Source organism: Streptomyces sp. NPDC059142, from assembly GCF_042755665.1.
GTDB lineage: Bacteria > Actinomycetota > Actinomycetes > Streptomycetales > Streptomycetaceae > Streptomyces.
In genome coordinates this window covers 2,445-19,696 of sequence record NZ_JBHZDA010000120.1, presented here as the reverse complement: position 1 = coordinate 19,696, position 17,252 = coordinate 2,445, and the positions used below count along the sequence as shown (strand labels likewise).

Below are 17,252 nucleotides of genomic sequence, written 5' to 3'. Positions count from 1 at the left end.
GTCGCGCGGTGGCCGCCCGTCGACCGGTCAGCGGACCGGCCCTTGGCTCGTCGTGTGGATGCGAGGTGTCAGCGTTCCTCTTCACCACCGCCGGCCGGGACGGCCGTCAGTCGGTCGGTCTCATCCTGTATTTCCGCGGCGATCTTCTTGAGTTCCGGCTCGAACTTGCGCCCGTGGTGGGCGCAGAAGAGCAGTTCACCACCGCTCGACAGGAGAACGCGCAGATAGGCCTGGGCGCCGCACCGGTCGCAGCGGTCAGCCGCCGTCAGGGGGCTCGCGGGGGTCAGAACAGTAGTCACGTCGCCTCTTCTCTAGCTCGACGAGCTGTCGTACCAGGGTCAACATCCAACCAGGCCGAAAACGTTCCCGCTCGCGGCTTTTCCTCGAAACTTTCTTCCGTCGTGGCTGGCTGCTGGCGGTTGGCGGCGAATGAGCCGTATTGCATAGCTGGGCTTCGCACTACGGGTTTCGCGTTGCTTGCAGATCGTGGTCAGGGGGTGGGTCCTGCGCCGGCCGGCTTGCCGGTTGTTGATGAGGACGTGCCCGGAGCCTAAATGGTTCATGCCTGGAAGGGAACGTGATGTGTGCTTCACTCCCCCGAGGGATCGAACACGTATGCGACCTTGGACTAGCATAAGAATTCGCGAGGGTGGCGTGACAACGGCTCTACCAGGCCTCTGTACCCTCTGACCGGTGACAGACGCCGGGCCTTTACCCCACGGGGCCACATCTCAAATTCAGCGAGGAGCGAACCCGCGTGACCGCCGATACGTCCGTGCCGTCCACAGCGCTGCTGACAGCAGACCGTGACGGTTCCAACTACACCGCGCGGCACCTGCTCGTCCTTGAAGGACTCGAAGCGGTCCGCAAGCGCCCCGGAATGTACATCGGGTCGACCGACAGCCGCGGCCTCATGCACTGCCTCTGGGAGATCATCGACAACTCCGTCGACGAGGCCCTCGGGGGGTACTGCGACCGCATCGACGTGATCCTCCACGAGGACGGCTCGGTCGAGGTCAAGGACAACGGCCGGGGCATCCCCGTCGACGTCGAGCCCAAGACGGGGCTCTCCGGCATCGAGGTCGTGATGACCAAGCTGCACGCGGGCGGAAAGTTCGGCGGCGGCTCGTACGCCGCCTCGGGCGGGCTGCACGGCGTGGGCGCCTCCGTCGTCAACGCGCTCTCCGCCCGTCTCGACGTCGAGGTGGACCGCAACAGCTCCACCCACGCGATCAGCTTCCGGCGCGGTGTCCCCGGAATGTTCACCGAGCAGGGCCCCGACAGCCCCTTCGACCCCGCGAACGGGCTGCGCAAGGCGAAGCGGGTGCCCAAGACCCGTACCGGCACCCGTGTGCGCTACTGGGCCGACCGGCAGATCTTCCTCAAGGACGCCAAGCTCTCCCTGGAGACGCTGCACCAGCGCGCCCGCCAGACCGCCTTCCTGGTCCCCGGGCTGACCATCGTCGTCCGCGACGAGCGCGGCATCGACGAGGGCGCGAACGGCCCCGTCGAGGACACCTTCCGCTTCGACGGCGGCATCAGCGAGTTCTGCGAGTACCTCGCGCAGGACAAGGCCGTCTGCGACGTGCTGCGCCTCACCGGCCAGGGCACCTTCAAGGAGACCGTGCCGGTCCTGGACGACCGCGGCCACATGACCCCCACCGAGGTCACCCGCGAGCTGGGCGTCGACGTCGCCCTGCGCTGGGGCACCGGGTACGACACCACGGTCAGGTCGTTCGTCAACATCATCGCCACCCCCAAGGGCGGCACCCATGTGAGCGGCTTCGAGCGCTCGCTGACCAAGACGGTCAACGAGGTGCTGCGCTCCGCCAAGATGCTGCGCGTCGCCGAGGACGACATCGTCAAGGACGACGCCCTGGAAGGCCTCACCGCCGTGGTCACGGTGCGGCTCGCCGAGCCGCAGTTCGAGGGCCAGACCAAGGAGGTCCTGGGCACCTCCGCGGCCAACCGGATCGTCTCCAACGTCATCGCCAAGGAGCTCAAGGAGTTCCTGACCTCGACGAAGCGTGACGCGAAGGCGCAGGCCCGCGCCGTACTGGAGAAGGCGGTCGCCGCCGCCCGTACCCGGATCGCGGCCCGCCAGCACAAGGACGCGCAGCGCAGGAAGACGGCGCTGGAGTCCTCCTCGCTGCCGGCCAAGCTCGCCGACTGCCGCAGCGACGACGTGGACCGCAGCGAGCTGTTCATCGTGGAGGGGGACTCCGCGCTCGGTACGGCGAAGCTCGCCAGGAACAGCGAGTTCCAGGCGCTGCTGCCGATCCGCGGCAAGATCCTCAATGTCCAGAAGGCCTCGGTCACGGACATGCTCAAGAACGCCGAGTGCGGGGCGATCATCCAGGTCATAGGGGCGGGCTCGGGCCGCACCTTCGACATCGACGCCGCCCGCTACGGCAAGATCGTGCTCCTCGTCGACGCCGATGTGGACGGCGCCCATATCCGCATCCTGCTGCTCACCCTCTTCCAGCGGTACATGCGGCCGATGGTGGAGGCGGGCCGCGTCTACGCCGCCGTACCGCCGCTGCACCGGATCGAGCTGGTCCAGCCCAAGAAGGGCCAGGACAAGTACGTCTACACGTACTCGGACAACGAGCTGCGCCAGACGCTGCTGGAGTACCAGCGCAAGAACATCCGGTTCAAGGACTCCATCCAGCGCTACAAGGGCCTCGGGGAGATGGACGCCGACCAGCTCGCGGAGACGACGATGGATCCGCGCCACCGCACCCTGCGGCGCATCAACATCGGCGACCTGGAGTCGTCCGAGCAGATCTTCGACCTGCTGATGGGCAACGAGGTCGCGCCGCGCAAGGAGTTCATCACCAGCTCCGCGGCGACCCTGGACCGCTCGCGCATCGACGCCTGACCGCCCCCGCTCCCCGCGGTTCCCGCGACACGGCCTCCACCCACGGGTGGAGGCCGTTCCTCCACCCGTGATCAACCCCCGAGCCGATGCTGTGACCTGGGCTTTCTCCGTAATGTCGAGGGCGTTGAACTTCTTCGTCCCCGGAGGTCCCCGATGTCGTCGCTGATCAATGTGGTGCTGATCGCAGCCGTGGTCGCCCTGGTGGTGGTGCGCCAGGCCAGGCCCCGGCGGGTCGCCACCGGAGGGCGCGGCATGTTCGTGGCCCCCGCCGTGCTGGTCCTCTTCTCCCTGCGCCAGCCGGGACTGCTGGACGCGGACGACCGGGCGCTGTCCCTGGTGCTGCTCGCCGCCGAGCTGGTGGTGGGCGTGGCGATGGGCGTCGGCTGGGCCAGGACGAGCCGGCTCTGGGCCGACGAGAACGGCACCGTCTGGTCGAAGGGCACCCGGGCCACCCTTGTCGTCTGGGTCGCCGGGATCGCCGTACGCCTGGGGCTGATGGGCGTCGGCGCCCTGCTGGGGGTCCATCAGGGCAGCGGCGCGCTGATGCTCGCGCTCGCCTCGTCCGTGCTGGTCCGCGGGGTCCTCCTCGCCCGGCGTGCCCCCACCGCCGCCGTACCCGGCGGGCCGGGGGAGGGGCCGGTGTCCGGCCAGGACGCCGCCCCCGAGGGCGGCGGGTCGTACGGCGGGAGCGCGTCGTACGGTGGCGGCGGGGCCCCCGCGCCGTGGAAGGACCGCGTGTGACGACCGACGCCTGGACGAAATGGCCCTCACGGGAGGCGCTCACCCGTGAGGGCGTGACCGACGCCCGCCGGTGGCTGGCGCGTGCGGTACGCGTCGTCGTGCTGGCCGCGCTCCTGTGGTCCACCTTCAGCCAGCACCGGGTCGGCGGCTGGGGCGCGGTCGCCGCCGTCGCCGTGCTCGGCGTCGTCGCCCTCTGCGGCTGGGCCTTCTTCCGCACCACCCTGCGCCACGCCCTGTGGCCGTCCCTCGGACTGCTGGTGGTGCTGATGGGCGGGGCGCTGACCGCGCAGCGCGCCGGATACGTCGTCGCGGCCACCGTCTTCTGGTGCGTCTGCGCGATCACCGGCATCCAACGGCTGCCGCTCGCCGCCGCCCTGCCCACCACGATCGCCACACTCGCCGGATACGCGGTCGTCCAGCACGGCACCTGGCTGAACGTCGTGCTCACCACCATCGGCGTGGTGCTCGGCGGCTATGCCCTGCGGCTCGACGCGGAGGCCCGCGGCACCGCGCAGCGGCTGCTCGCGCAGGAGCGCGCCGCCCGCGTCGCCGAGACCGAGTCCGCCGCCCTCGCGGAGCGGGCCAGGATCGCCCGCGACATCCACGACGTGCTCGCCCACAGTCTCTCCGCGCAGCTCGTGCACCTGGAGGCGGCGCGGTTGCGGATCGAGAAGGAGCCGCCGGGGCCGTTCCGCGACCAGATCCTGGAACGGGTCGTCGCCGCCCGCTCCATGGCGCGCGAGGGGCTGGCCGAGACCCGGCAGGCGCTCTCCGCGCTCCGCGGCGACATGGCGCCGCTCGGGGAGTACCTGCGCGAGCTGGCCGCGCTGGACGGCGCCGAGGTCGAGGTGGCGGGGGAGCCGAGGCCGCTGCGCGCCGAGGCGTCCCAGACGGTGCGCCGCGTCGTCCAGGAGGCGCTGACCAACGTACGCAAGCATGCGCCCGGCGCGCGGGTGCGGATCCTGCTGACGTACGGGGCGGACGACGTGACCCTGGACGTACGGAACTCCGGTGGCCGGGAGCGCGGGACGGGCCCGAGCGGGCTGACGGCGACCGGCTCCGGGTACGGTCTGCTGGGGATGCGGGAGCGCGCCGAACTGCTCGGCGGCACCCTGGAGGCCGGTCCCGGCGACGGGTCGAGGTCCGGCCGGTCCGAGGAGAAAGGCTTCAGCGTGCGTCTGCGAGTGCCCGCATGACGGCCCGGGTGATCGTGGCCGACGACCAGTCCGTGGTGCGCGAGGGCATCGTGATGCTGCTCGGGCTGCTGCCGGACATCGAGGTCGTCGGCGCCGCCCGCGACGGCGAGGAGGCCGTGGCCCTGGTCGCCGAACTCGCCCCCGACGTGGTCCTGATGGATCTGCGGATGCCGCGCTGCGACGGGGTGGAGGCCACCCGGCGGATCCGTACCGGGCATCCGGGAACCCAGGTCGTCGTGCTCACGACGTACGCGGACGACGACTCGCTGTTCGCCGCGCTCCAGGCCGGTGCCCGCGGCTACCTCACCAAGGACGCGGGGGGCGAGGAGATCGTCCGGGCCGTCGCCGATGTGCTGTCCGGCCAGGCGGGGCTGGCCCCCGCCGTGCAGCGCAGGCTGCTGGAGCACGTCACGGCGCCGCCCGCCGCGCCCGTCCCCGTCGAGCTGCCCGACGGGGTGACCGCGCGGGAGGCCGAGGTGCTCACCCTGGTCGCCGAGGGCCTCTCCAACAAGGAGATCGCCGCGCGCCTGCACATCGGGACGGCCACGGTGAAGACCCATATCAACAACCTCTTCGCCAAGACCGGCGTACGCGACCGCGCCCAGGCGGTGCGCTATGCCTATCAGCGCGGATTCATCCCGCCACCCGGGACGAACATCACCTGATGGGGTGAAGTCGGGGGAGAGACCGGCAGCCCGTCCCCACGGGCCGACCATCCTTGCTACGCGCGCCGAAACGGTTCGCTGACAAGGAGAGTTGACCGGTGGAGAAGCAGGAAGGGCGTGACGCCGCAGCGGTGCGGCTCGACGACCCGTGGTACGACGCGCTGGCCTCGGACTGGGGCGATCCGGACGGTACGGGGGCGGCCGCCCCCGGGGCCTGGCCCCGCCCCGGCCGGGCGGACGACACGGCGCGAGGGGGTCCGGCCGCCGCCGGTATCTACCGGGAGATCCAGCGTGGCGCCGCCTTCCAGGAAGTGCGCTCCCGGTACCGGAGGTTCGTCGTCCCGGCCTCGCTCGCCTTCTTCGTCTGGTACGTCGCGTACGTCGTCGCGGCGACCGCGGCGCCGGGGCTGATGGCCCGGCCGGTGGTGGGCGCGGTGAACGTGGCGATGGCCGCCGGGCTCGGACAGTTCCTCTCCACCTTCCTGCTGACCTGGGCGTACGCGCGCCATGCCCGGCTGCACCGGGACCGTGCGGCGCTCGAACTGCGCTGGGCGGTCTTCGACCAGGAGCGCGCGGGGAAGGCCGGGACCGGTGGGACCGGTGGGACCGGTGGGACCAGCGGGACCGGCGGCGTGTTCGAGGCGTCCGGTGCGTCCGGTGCGTCCCGGAAGAGCGAGCGGGGCGTGCGATGAGCGGCGACCACCAGACCCTGGCCCTCCTGCTGTTCAGCGCGTTCGTCGCGGTCACGCTCGCCATCACCACCTGGGTGAGCCGCCACCGCCACGGCACCGCCGAGGAGTTCTACGCCGGCGGGCGGCTCTTCTCGCCCATGGAGAACGGCTTCGCCATAGCCGGCGACTACATGTCCGCCGCCTCCTTCCTCGGCATCTCGGGCCTCATCGCCCTCTTCGGCTACGACGGCATGCTCTACTCGGTCGGTTTCCTCGTCGCCTGGCTCGTCGTCCTCTTCCTGGTCGCGGAACTCGTCCGTAACTGCGGCCGGTTCACCCTCGCCGACGTCGTCGCCTCCCGGATGGCGGAACGGCCCGTCCGGATCGCCGCGGGCACCTCCTCCGTCACCGTCTCCGTGCTCTACCTCGTGGCGCAGATGGTCGGCGCGGGGAGCCTGGTCGCGCTGCTCCTCGGCGGGACGGGCGGTGCCGCGCGCACCTGGACCGTGATCGGGGTCGGCGCCCTCATGGTCGTCTACGTCTCGCTCGGCGGGATGCGCGCGACGACCTGGATCCAGATCGTCAAGGCGGTCCTGCTGCTGGCCGGCGCCCTCGCGCTGACCGTACTCGTCCTGGTCCGCTTCCACGGCGACGTCAACGCGCTGCTGAACACCGCCGCCGCCCACAGCGGGCACGGCGGCGGCTTCCTCGTCCCCGGGCTGAAGTACGGCGGTGACTGGACCGCGCGCCTCGACTTCATCAGCCTGGGGCTCGCCCTCGTCCTCGGCACGGCCGGACTGCCGCACATCCTGTCCCGCTTCTACACCGTGCCGACCGCGCGCGCCGCCCGCCGTTCGGTCGTCTGGTCCATCGGCCTCATCGGCGGCTTCTACCTGATGACGATCGTGCTCGGGTTCGGCGCGGCGGCTCTCGTCGGCTCGGACGCCGTCCGCGCCTCCCACGCGGCGGGGAACACCGCGGTGCCGCTGCTCGCGCTCGAACTCGGCGGCGGCGCCGGTTCGACCGGGGGAACGATTCTCTTCGCCGTGGTCGCCGCCATCGCCTTCGCCACCATCCTCGCCGTCGTCGCGGGCGTCACGCTCGCCTCCTCGGCCTCCGTCGCCCACGACCTGTACGCCTCGCTGCGGCGCCGCCGCCCGGGGACCGCCCCGCGCGGCGAGGTCGCGGTGGCCCGGGTCGCCGCGGCGGGCATCGGCGCCGTCGCCATCGGGCTCAGCCTCCTCGCCCAGGAGCTGAACGTCGCCTTCCTGGTGGGGCTCGCCTTCGCCGTCGCCGCGTCCGCGAATCTGCCGGTGCTGCTCTACTCGCTGTTCTGGCGGAACTTCACCACGCGCGGCGCCGTCTGGTCCGTCTACGGCGGGCTGATCCCGGCGCTCCTGCTGGTGGCGCTCTCCCCGGTGGTGTCGGGGAGCCCGACGGCCGTCCTCCCGGGGGTCGACTTCCATGTCTTCCCGCTGGAGAACCCGGGGCTGGTCTCGATCCCGCTGGGCTTCCTCGCCGGGTGGATCGGTACGGTCACCTCCGGCGAGCCGCCGGACGCGGCCCGCCACGCGGAGACAGAGGTCAGGTCGCTGACCGGCGCGGGAGCGGTCTGACGGAGCCGGCCGCGCGGCGGGCGTCCCCGTACGTCAGACGCTCGCCGCCCACGCGTAGCGGTGCTCCGGGCGCCCCGTCTCGCCGTACCGCAGCGTCAGCCGTACCCGCCCCGACCGCTCCAGCAGCTTCAGATAGCGCTGCGCGGTCTGCCGGCTCATCCCCGCGTGCTCCGCGATCTCCTGCGCCGAGAGCGGGCCCTCGGCCTTCATGAGCACCTGGCGGATCAGCTCGGCGGTGGTGGGGGAGTGGCCCTTGGGGAGCGCGGGGGCGGTCGCCGCGGAGAGCGCCCCGAACATCCGGTCCACCTCCGACTGCTCCGCCTCACCGCCGCTCTCCACGGTGCGGCGGAGCGTCGCGTACGCCTCCAGCTTGGCCCGCAGTCCGGCGAAATTGAACGGTTTGACCAGGTACTGGAGCGCGCCGTGGCGCATCGCCGACTGGACGGTGGCCACGTCGCGCGCGGCCGTCACCATGATCACATCGGTCTGGTGGCCGAGCCGCCGCAGCTCACGGACGACCGCCAGCCCGTTCTCGTCCGGCAGGTAGTGGTCGAGCAGGATCAGATCGACGGAGTGCTCGGAGATACGTTCCAGCGCCTCGGCGGCCGAGTGCGCCTGCGCGACGACGCGGAAGCCCGCCACCTTCGCCACATAGGCCGTGTTGATGCGCGCGACGCGGACGTCGTCGTCCACGACCAGGACATCCAGTACGCCGCTCATCGTCTCTCCCCTGCCGTCGCCTGCTCCTGTGACGTACCGGCCGGGGAATCGGGTCCCGGCGGCCCGCCGGGACGCTCGGGCCCCTCGGATCCCCCGGACCCCTCCGGCCCCGGGGGACGCCCCTCTCCGGCAGGCCCCTCCTGCCCCGCCTCGGTCAGCGCCTCCGGGAGGACGACCGTGAACCGGGCGCCGCCGTCCTGCGCCGTCTCCACCCGCGCGCTGCCGCCCTGCCGCTCCGCGAGCCGGCGGACCAGGGCGAGGCCGAGCCCGCGCCTGCCGTGGGCCGGCGGACGCTTGGTCGACCAGCCCTCGGTGAAGACCAGCTCGCGCCGGTCCTCGGGAACCCCGGGGCCGCTGTCGCTGACGACCGCCACGACGGTACGGCCCTCCGCGCGCAGCTCGACCTCGATACGCGGCTCCGCGGAGCCGACCGCCGCGTCCAGCGCGTTGTCGACGAGGTTGCCCACGATCGTGACCAGCCCCTGCGGGTCGACCAGCCGGTCGGGCAGCAGGGTGGCGGGCGCCAGCCGCAGCGACACACCGCGCTCGGCGGCGACCGTCGCCTTGCCGACCAGCAGCGCCGCCGGGAGCGGATCATGGATCCGCTCGGTGATCTGCTCGGCGGTGGCCCGGTGCACCCCGACCACCTCGGTGACGAACTCCACCGCCTCCTCGTGCAGCTCCAGCTCCAGCAGCCCCAGCAGGGTGTGCATCCGGTTCGCGTGCTCGTGGTCCTGGGCGCGCAGGGCGTCGATCAGGCCGCGGGTGGCGTCCAGCTCCCGGCCCAGCCGCTCCAGCTCGGTGCGGTCGCGCAGGGTGACGACGGCGCCCCCGTCGTCGGTGGGCATCCGGTTGGCGACCAGGACGCGGCTGCCCCGTACCGTCAGCAGGTCCTCGCCCCGTACCCGTCCGGTGAGCACCTCGGTGGTCCGTCCCTCGCCCAGCACCTCGCCGAGCGGGCGACCCGTCGCGTCGGGACCGACCTCCAGCAGCCGCTGCGCCTCGTCGTTCATCAGCCGGATCCGGCCGGAACCGTCCAGCGCGACGACGCCCTCGCGCAGGCTGTGCAGCATCGCCTCGCGTTCGGTGAGCAGGGCCGAGATGTCGGAGAACGCCAGGTCGTGGGTCCGGCGCTGAAGGCGCCGGGAGATCAGATACGCGGCGAGCGCCCCGGCGGCCAGGGCGCCGCCCGCGTACGCGAGGAGCCCGGGGATCGCGGCGAGGAGCCGGTCGCGGACGCTGTCGTACGCGATCCCGACCGAGACGGCGCCGACGATCGTGCCATGGCGGTCGCGCAGCGCCACCTTGCCCCGGGCGGAGCGGCCGAGGGTGCCGCTGTCCAGCTCCATGACGTCCTTGCCCGCCAGGGCGTCGCTGGGGTCGGTGGAGACGACGTGGCCGATCTCGTCCAGGTCGGTGTGCGACCAGCGCACCCCCCGCTTGTCCATGATCACCACGTACTCGGCGCCGGTGGCCCGCCTGATCCGCTCGGCCTCGGCCTGAACGGGGCCGTCCGCCGAAGGCCGGGTGGCCAGCAGATCCTCGGCGACCGGTACGGAGGCGGTGGTCTCGGCGATCGCGAGCGCGCGCCGCATCGCCTGGTCGTCCAGCTCGGCGCTGAAGGGGGCCAGGAAGAGACCGGTGGCCAGCACGGTGACGCCCGCGGCGATGGCGAGCTGCATCAGCAGCACCTGGGAGAAGACCCGGCGTGGCCAGCCGAATCGCCGTCGTCCGCCCGTGGTGCTCGGTCCGGCACTCATGTACACGAACGGTAAGGGGCGCGGCGCGCTTTCCGAAATTTCGGCGGAATCGGGACGCGGTGGCCGGGCGGTCGCCCCGGCGTACCGGGTGTTCATCCGGCCGGGCTGCGCGCCCATATCCTGGAGCGGGCGGCGGACTTCATGATCATCCGCCCGGTGGCCCGCCGCCGGTGCGCGGGACCGGACGACGCGGCACGGAGGCGCCAGGCGTGAGCAGGAAGCAGATCCCGGTGGTGGTTCTCACGGGCTTTCTGGGATCGGGGAAGACGACCCTGCTCAACCATCTGCTGCGGCGTCGCGCCGGCAACAGGATCGCGGTGGTCGTCAACGACTTCGGGGCCATCGAGATCGACGCCATGACGGTCGCGGGTCAGGTCGGCTCGACCGTCTCGCTCGGCAACGGCTGTCTGTGCTGCGCCGTCGACGCGAGCGAACTCGACGGCTATCTGGAGCGGCTGACCCGCCCGTCCGCGCGGATCGACCTGATCGTCATCGAGGCCAGCGGCCTGGCCGAGCCGCAGGAACTCGTCCGGATGATCCTCGCCGGGGACAACCCGTACACGGTGTACGGAGGGCTGGTCGAGGTGGTGGACGCCGCCGAGTTCGACGCGACGCGCCGACGCCATCCGGAGATCGACCGCCATCTCGCGCTCGCGGATCTCGTGGTCCTGAACAAGACGGACCGGGTGGCGGAGGCGGACCGCGCGCGGATCCTCGACGCCGTGGAGAGGCTGGGCCCGGGGACGCCGGTGGTCTCCGCGACGTACGGACGGATCGACCCCGAGCTGCTCTTCGACCCCGCGGTGCGGCCCGCCGAGGAGGAGAAGGTACGCCAGCTCTCCTTCGAGGACCTGCACGAGGACGCGGACCACACCGGCCATGACCCGGGCCACGGCGCCGGGCACGAGGGGCATCTGCACACGGCGTACGAGAGCGTGTCGTTCACCGCGTCCGCGCCGATGCGCCCGCGGCGGCTGATGGCGTTCCTGGACTCCCGGCCCCCGGGGCTGTACCGGATCAAGGGCTTCGTGGACTTCGGTACGGGCGATCCCGGCCACCGGTACGGGGTGCACGCGGTCGGCCGCTTCCTGCGCTTCCGGCCGGAGCCCTGGGCCCGGGGTACGGAGCGGCTCACCCAGCTCGTCCTGATCGGCTCGGGCATCGATCCGGACGCGCTGCTGAAAGAGCTGGAGGCGTGCCAGGAGACCGGGGCGGAGGCCGCGGGGGCCGGGGTCGACCAGCGCGACATGTGGGGCGTTCTGCGCTACGTACCGGACCCGGCGGAGGCCGAAGACCCGGCGGAGACCGAAGACCTCGCGGAGCCCGGGGGCCCGTCCGGGCCCTGGGACCCCTCGGCCCCGGAGGAGTCCCCGGGGCCCGGGGACCTCGCCCGGTCCTGAAACCCCTCGGGGGCCGGGTCCGGGGACCCGGCCCCCGAGGGCGCCGTCGAGCGGATCAGGCCGCGGTCAGTGCGCGGGCCCCGCCAGGACGTGGACCGCCGCCGCGAACGGCGTGCCGGAACCGTCCCTGCGCGGGTCGGGCGCGGGCAGCTCGACCGGTGTGCCGTTCTGCTGCGCCGCGCGCGCCGGGCTCGCCCCCGCCCAGGCCAGGGCCAGCATGTCCTCGCCCTTCAGGAACCGGTGGCAGCGCACCCCGCCCGTCGCCCTGCCCTTGCGCGGGTACTGGTCGAACGGGGTGAGCTTCGCCGTACGCACGGAGTCGTCCAGCGTGCCGTGCGATCCGGTGACCGTGAAGACCACCGCGTCCGCCGCCGGGTCGACCGCGGTGAACGAGATCACCGTGGCGTCGTCGGCCAGCTTGATGCCCGTCATACCGCCCGCGGGCCGTCCCTGCGGCCGTACCTGCGCCGCCGGATAGCGCAGGAGCTGGGCGTCGGAGGTGATGAAGACCAGGTCCTCCTCGCCGGTGCGCAGCTCGGCGCCGCCGATCACGCGGTCGCCCTCCTTGAGGGAGATGACCTCCAGCTCCTCCTTGTTGGACGGGTAGTCCGGGACGACCCGCTTGACCACGCCCTGGAGCGTGCCGAGCGCGAGCCCGGGGGACGACTCGTCCAGCGTCGTCAGACAGACCAGGTCCTCGCCGTCGTCCAGCTCCAGGAACTCCGAGACCGTCGCCCCGCCCGACAGGTTCGGTGTCGCTGCCGTGTCCGGGAGCCGCGGCAGGTCGATCACCGCGATCCGCAGCAGCCGTCCGGTGGAGGTCACGGCGCCGATGTCGCCGCGCGCGGTCGCCGGGACGGCCGAGACGATCACGTCGTGCTTGACGCGCCGCCCCTCGCCCGCGTCCAGCGGTTCGCCGTTGGCCGTACGCGCCAGCAGTCCGGTGGAGGAGAGCAGCACCCGGCACGGGTCGTCCGCGACCTCCAGCGGCACCGAGGCCACCGTGGCGGCGCCCGACTCCAGCAGGACGGTGCGTCGCGGGGTGCCGAACTTCTTCGCCACCGCGGCCAGTTCCGTCGAGACGAGCTTGCGCAGCTCGGTGTCCGACTCCAGGATGCCGGTCAGCTCGTCGATCTCGCCGTTGAGGCGGTCGCGCTCGCCCTCCAGCTCGATCCGGTCGAAGCGGGTGAGCCGGCGCAGCGGCGTGTCCAGGATGTACTGCGTCTGGATGTCGCTGAGCGAGAAGTGCTCGATCAGCCGCTCCTTGGCCTGCGCCGAGTTGTCGCTCGACCGGATCAGCCGGATGACCTCGTCGATGTCGATGAGCGCGACGAGCAGCCCCTCGACCAGGTGCAGCCGGTCGCGCCGCTTCGTCCTGCGGAACTCGCTGCGGCGGCGCACCACCGTGAACCGGTGGTCCAGATAGACCTCCAGCAGCTCCTTGAAGCCCAGCGTCAGCGGCTGGCCGTCCACCAGCGCCACGTTGTTGATGCCGAAGGACTCCTCCAGCGGCGTCAGCTTGTAGAGCTGCTCCAGCACCGCCTCCGGCACGAAGCCGTTCTTGACCTCGATGACCAGGCGCAGGCCGTGCGAGCGGTCCGTGAGGTCCTTGACGTCCGCGATGCCCTGGAGCTTCTTCGCGGAGACCAGGTCCTTGATCTTCGCGATGACCTTCTCGGGGCCGACCGTGAAGGGCAGTTCCGTGACGACGATGCCCTTGCGGCGCGGAGTGACGTCCTCCACGGTCGCCGTCGACCGGATCTTGAAGGTGCCCCGGCCCTTCTCGTACGCGTCCTTGATGCCCGTCAGCCCGACGATCCGGCCGCCGGTCGGCAGGTCGGGACCCGGCACGAAACGCATCAGCGTCTCCAGGTCGGCCGCCGGGTGCTTGATCAGGTGGCGGGCGGCCGCCACGACCTCGCCCAGGTTGTGCGGCGGCATGTTCGTCGCCATGCCGACCGCGATGCCGGTGGCACCGTTGACCAGCAGGTTCGGGTACGCGGCCGGAAGCGTGACCGGTTCGCGCTCCTGGCCGTCGTAGTTCGGCTCGAAATCGACGGTGTCCTCGTCGATGGACTCCGTCATGAGCGACGTCGCGTCGGCCATCCGGGCCTCGGTGTACCGCATGGCGGCCGGCGGGTCGTCGTTCCCGAGGGAGCCGAAGTTGCCGTGGCCGTCCACCAGCGGCAGCCGCATGGAGAACGGCTGCGCCATGCGGACCATGGCGTCGTAGATCGACGCGTCGCCGTGCGGGTGGAGCTTGCCCATCACCTCGCCGACGACGCGCGCGCACTTCACGTAACCGCGGTCGGGGCGCAGGCCCATCTCGTTCATCTGGTACACGATGCGGCGGTGCACCGGCTTCATGCCGTCCCGGGCGTCGGGCAGGGCCCGGGAGTAGATCACCGAGTACGCGTACTCAAGGAAGGAGCCCTGCATTTCATCGACCACGTCGATGTCGAGGATCTTCTCCTCGAAGTCCTCCGGCGGCGGGGTCTTGGTGCTGCGGCGGGCCATCGCGGCTGCGGCTCCTTCACAAGTTCTGTACGGCAACTTCTGGAACTGACGCGGACCATTGTGGACCGCGCCACTGACAACGCCGACCTCGACCCGTCGTTGGGACGGGAAGGGGCGCGTGTCGGAAGGGTGCCAGATCCCGGACCTGTTACGGGAACTTCGCCAGGTGTCGGCACGCTTGCATACAGTGGCAGGACTTCTCCATATCGCGATCGAAGGGACGTACATGCCCATGGGTCACACGGCCACAGCGCAGGCCGGTTCCGGCGGCCTGACAGCGACTGAGCACCGCCTGGCCAACGGCCTCCGCGTGGTGCTCTCCGAGGACCACCTGACCCCGGTCGCCGCGGTCTGCCTCTGGTACGACGTCGGCTCGCGCCACGAAGTCAAGGGCCGTACCGGCCTTGCCCACCTTTTCGAGCACCTGATGTTCCAGGGCTCGGCACAGGTGTCGGGGAACGGTCACTTCGAGCTGGTGCAGGGGGCCGGCGGCTCCCTCAACGGCACCACCAGCTTCGAACGCACCAACTATTTCGAGACCATGCCCACACACCAGCTCGAACTGGCGCTCTGGCTGGAAGCCGACCGGATGGGCTCCTTGCTCGCCGCGCTCGACGAGGAGTCCATGGAGAACCAGCGGGACGTCGTCAAGAACGAGCGCCGCCAGCGGTATGACAATGTGCCATACGGTACGGCCTTCGAACGACTGACCGCCCTCTCCTACCCCGAGGGCCACCCGTACCACCACACACCGATCGGCTCCATGGCCGACCTGGACGCCGCCACCCTGGAGGACGCCCGCGCGTTCTTCCGCACGAACTACGCGCCGAACAACGCGGTGCTCTCCGTCGTCGGCGACATCGACCCCGAGCGCACCCTCGCCTGGATCGAGAAGTACTTCGGCTCCATCCCCTCGCACGACGGCAAGCAGCCGCCGCGCGACGGCACGCTCCCCGACACCATCGGCGAGCAGCTCCGCGAGGAGGTGCACGAGGAGGTCCCGGCCCGCGCGCTGATGGCCGCCTACCGGCTGCCGCACGACGGCACCCGCGAGTGCGACGCCGCAGACCTGGCGCTCACCGTCCTCGGCGGCGGCGAGTCCTCCCGTCTCCACAACCGGCTGGTGCGGCGCGACCGCACCGCGGTCGCCGCCGGCTTCGGGCTGCTGCGGCTGGCGGGCGCCCCCTCGCTCGGCTGGCTGGACGTGAAGACGTCCGGCGGCGTCGAGGTCCCCGGGATCGAGACGGCCGTCGACGAGGAGCTGGCCAGGTTCGCCGCCGAGGGCCCCACCGCCGAGGAGATGGAGCGGGCCCAGGCCCAGCTCGAACGCGAATGGCTGGACCGGCTGGGCACGGTCGCCGGCCGCGCCGACGAACTGTGCCGCTTCGCCGTCCTGTTCGGTGACCCGCAGCTCGCGCTGACCGCCGTCGACCGCGTCCTGGACATCACCGCGGACGAGGTCAGGGCCGTCGCCGCGGCGCGGCTGCGCCCCGACAACCGGGCGGTACTGGTCTACGAACCGGTCGCCCCCGAGGACGCCGACGCCGCCGACCAGGACGAGACCGACGAGCACGAGGGGGCGGACCAGTGACCGACGCTGCCGTGACCATGGACTTCCACCCGCAGCCGACCGCCGGCGAGGCCAGGCCCTGGGCCTTCCCCGCCCCCGAGCGCTCCACGCTCGACAACGGCCTGACGGTGCTGCGCTGCGACCGCCCGGGCCAGCAGGTGGTCGCCGTCGAGATCAACCTCGACGCCCCGCTGGACGCCGAGCCCGAAGGGCTCGACGGCATCGCCACGATCATGGCGCGGGCGCTCTCCGAGGGCACCGACAAGCACAGCGCCGAGGAGTTCGCCGCCGAGCTGGAGCGCTGCGGCGCCACCCTCGACGCCCACGCGGACCACCCGGGCCTGCGGGTCTCCCTGGAGGTCCCGGTCTCCCGGCTGCTCAAGGCGCTCGGCCTGCTCGCCGAGGCGCTGCGCGCCCCCGCCTTCGCGGACAGCGAGGTCGAACGGCTCGTACGGAACCGGCTCGACGAGATCCCGCACGAGACCGCCAACCCGGGCCGCCGCGCCGCCAAGCAGCTCTCCAAGGAGCTGTTCCCGGCGTCCCTGCGCATGTCCCGGCCGCGCCAGGGCACCGAGGAGACCGTCGAGCGCATCGACGCCGCGGGCGTCCGCGCCTTCTACGAGGCGCACGTACGCCCCGCCACGGCCACCGCGGTCGTCGTGGGCGACCTCGCGGGCGTCGACCTGGACGCGATCCTCGCGGACACCCTCGGCGCCTGGACGGGCGACACGGCGGCGCCCCGGCCCGTACCGGCCATCACCGCCGACGACACCGGCCGGGTGGTCATCGTCGACCGCCCCGGCGCCGTCCAGACGCAGCTCCTGATCGGCCGGATCGGCGCCGACCGGCACGACCGGGTCTGGCCCGCGCAGGTGCTCGGCACGTACTGCCTGGGCGGCACGCTCACCTCCCGGCTCGACCGCGTGCTGCGCGAGGAGAAGGGCTACACCTACGGCGTACGCGCCTTCGGCCAGGTGCTGCGCTCCTCCGCGCCGTCCTCCCCGGACGGGGGGACGGGCGCCGCGATGCTCGCCATCAGCGGCTCCGTGGACACCGCGTCCACCGGACCGGCGCTCGACGACCTCTGGACGGTGCTGCGCACTCTCGCCGCCGAGGGGCTCACGGACGCCGAACGCGACGTGGCCGTGCAGAACCTGGTGGGGGTCGCGCCGCTGAAGTACGAGACGGCCGCCTCCGTCGCGGCCACGCTGGCCGACCAGGTCGAGCAGCACCTCCCGGACGACTTCCAGGCGCGGCTCTACGCGCGGCTGGCCGAGACGGGCACGGTCGAGGCGACGGCGGCGGCCGTCAACGCCTTCCCGGTGGACCGTCTCGTCACCGTTCTGGTCGGGGACGCGGCGCAGATCAAAGAGCCGGTCGAGGCACTCGGCATCGGTGAAGTGACTGTTGTCACAGGCTGATTCGGCTTTCGAGGGAACCCCGGCGACCAACGTCGCCCGGGGTCTGCGTTATGTCCCCGTTGTTGGCGAGCCTGTCCGTCAGGCCTGTGGGGTG

General features: G+C 71.9%; 13 protein-coding genes. 9 read left to right on the top strand and 4 right to left on the bottom strand.

The genetic code is table 11. The features are described from left to right. Positions 1-68 precede the first annotated feature (68 nt). Positions 69-299, bottom strand: coding sequence for a hypothetical protein (locus tag ACFXPK_RS29465; protein WP_114662714.1), 231 nt, complete (start codon positions 297-299; stop codon positions 69-71). 458 nt (positions 300-757) lie between these two features. Here ACFXPK_RS29465 and ACFXPK_RS29460 point away from each other — a divergent pair, with 458 nt between their 5' ends. From ACFXPK_RS29460 to ACFXPK_RS29435, 6 genes are all read left to right on the top strand, one after another. Continuing rightward, positions 758-2,881 carry a type IIA DNA topoisomerase subunit B gene (locus tag ACFXPK_RS29460; RefSeq protein WP_385004619.1) on the top strand — a complete coding sequence of 708 codons (2,124 nt, stop codon included), beginning with the start codon at positions 758-760 and terminating at the stop codon, positions 2,879-2,881. Positions 2,882-3,034: 153 nt separating this feature from the next. After that, on the top strand, positions 3,035-3,622 hold the full coding sequence (locus ACFXPK_RS29455; protein WP_385004617.1) for a DUF1453 domain-containing protein: 588 nt from the start codon (positions 3,035-3,037) through the stop codon (positions 3,620-3,622). Further along, complete coding sequence (locus tag ACFXPK_RS29450; RefSeq protein WP_385004615.1) at positions 3,619-4,818, top strand: sensor histidine kinase; 1,200 nt, start codon at positions 3,619-3,621, stop codon at positions 4,816-4,818. Before ACFXPK_RS29455 ends, ACFXPK_RS29450 begins: the two co-directional genes overlap by 4 nt. After that, positions 4,815-5,483 (top strand): response regulator, encoded by a 669-nt coding sequence (locus ACFXPK_RS29445; protein WP_385004613.1) that lies wholly within the window; start codon positions 4,815-4,817, stop codon positions 5,481-5,483. Before ACFXPK_RS29450 ends, ACFXPK_RS29445 begins: the two co-directional genes overlap by 4 nt. A gap of 98 nt (positions 5,484-5,581) precedes the next feature. Next, entirely contained in the window at positions 5,582-6,175 is a 594-nt protein-coding gene (locus ACFXPK_RS29440; RefSeq protein ID WP_385080133.1) for a DUF485 domain-containing protein, read from the top strand. After that, a complete protein-coding gene (locus tag ACFXPK_RS29435) occupies positions 6,172-7,770 on the top strand; it encodes a cation acetate symporter (protein ID WP_385080131.1) in 1,599 nt (532 codons plus the stop codon). The genes ACFXPK_RS29440 and ACFXPK_RS29435 overlap by 4 nt, the downstream gene beginning before the upstream one ends. 33 nt (positions 7,771-7,803) lie before the next feature. On the opposite strand, the gene ACFXPK_RS29430 is transcribed toward ACFXPK_RS29435, so the two are convergent. After that, entirely contained in the window at positions 7,804-8,490 is a 687-nt protein-coding gene (locus ACFXPK_RS29430; RefSeq protein ID WP_385004607.1) for a response regulator, read from the bottom strand. Beyond that, entirely contained in the window at positions 8,487-10,250 is a 1,764-nt protein-coding gene (locus ACFXPK_RS29425) for an ATP-binding protein (protein WP_385080129.1), read from the bottom strand. The genes ACFXPK_RS29430 and ACFXPK_RS29425 overlap by 4 nt, the downstream gene beginning before the upstream one ends. A gap of 209 nt (positions 10,251-10,459) precedes the next feature. Here ACFXPK_RS29425 and ACFXPK_RS29420 point away from each other — a divergent pair, with 209 nt between their 5' ends. Beyond that, positions 10,460-11,650 carry a CobW family GTP-binding protein gene (locus ACFXPK_RS29420; protein WP_385080127.1) on the top strand — a complete coding sequence of 397 codons (1,191 nt, stop codon included), beginning with the start codon at positions 10,460-10,462 and terminating at the stop codon, positions 11,648-11,650. Positions 11,651-11,716: 66 nt separating this feature from the next. On the opposite strand, the gene ACFXPK_RS29415 is transcribed toward ACFXPK_RS29420, so the two are convergent. Continuing rightward, complete coding sequence (locus ACFXPK_RS29415) at positions 11,717-14,167, bottom strand: DNA topoisomerase (ATP-hydrolyzing) subunit A (RefSeq protein WP_385080125.1); 2,451 nt, start codon at positions 14,165-14,167, stop codon at positions 11,717-11,719. Between the two features lie 226 nt (positions 14,168-14,393). On the opposite strand from ACFXPK_RS29415, the gene ACFXPK_RS29410 reads away from it, so the two are divergent. Together ACFXPK_RS29410 and ACFXPK_RS29405 are read left to right on the top strand one after the other, a co-directional pair. Further along, positions 14,394-15,758: a M16 family metallopeptidase gene (locus ACFXPK_RS29410; protein ID WP_385007504.1), complete on the top strand. Its 1,365-nt coding sequence runs from the start codon at positions 14,394-14,396 to the stop codon at positions 15,756-15,758. Next, positions 15,755-17,158: a M16 family metallopeptidase gene (locus ACFXPK_RS29405; RefSeq protein WP_385080123.1), complete on the top strand. Its 1,404-nt coding sequence runs from the start codon at positions 15,755-15,757 to the stop codon at positions 17,156-17,158. Before ACFXPK_RS29410 ends, ACFXPK_RS29405 begins: the two co-directional genes overlap by 4 nt. The last annotated feature ends 94 nt before the right edge of the window (positions 17,159-17,252 follow it).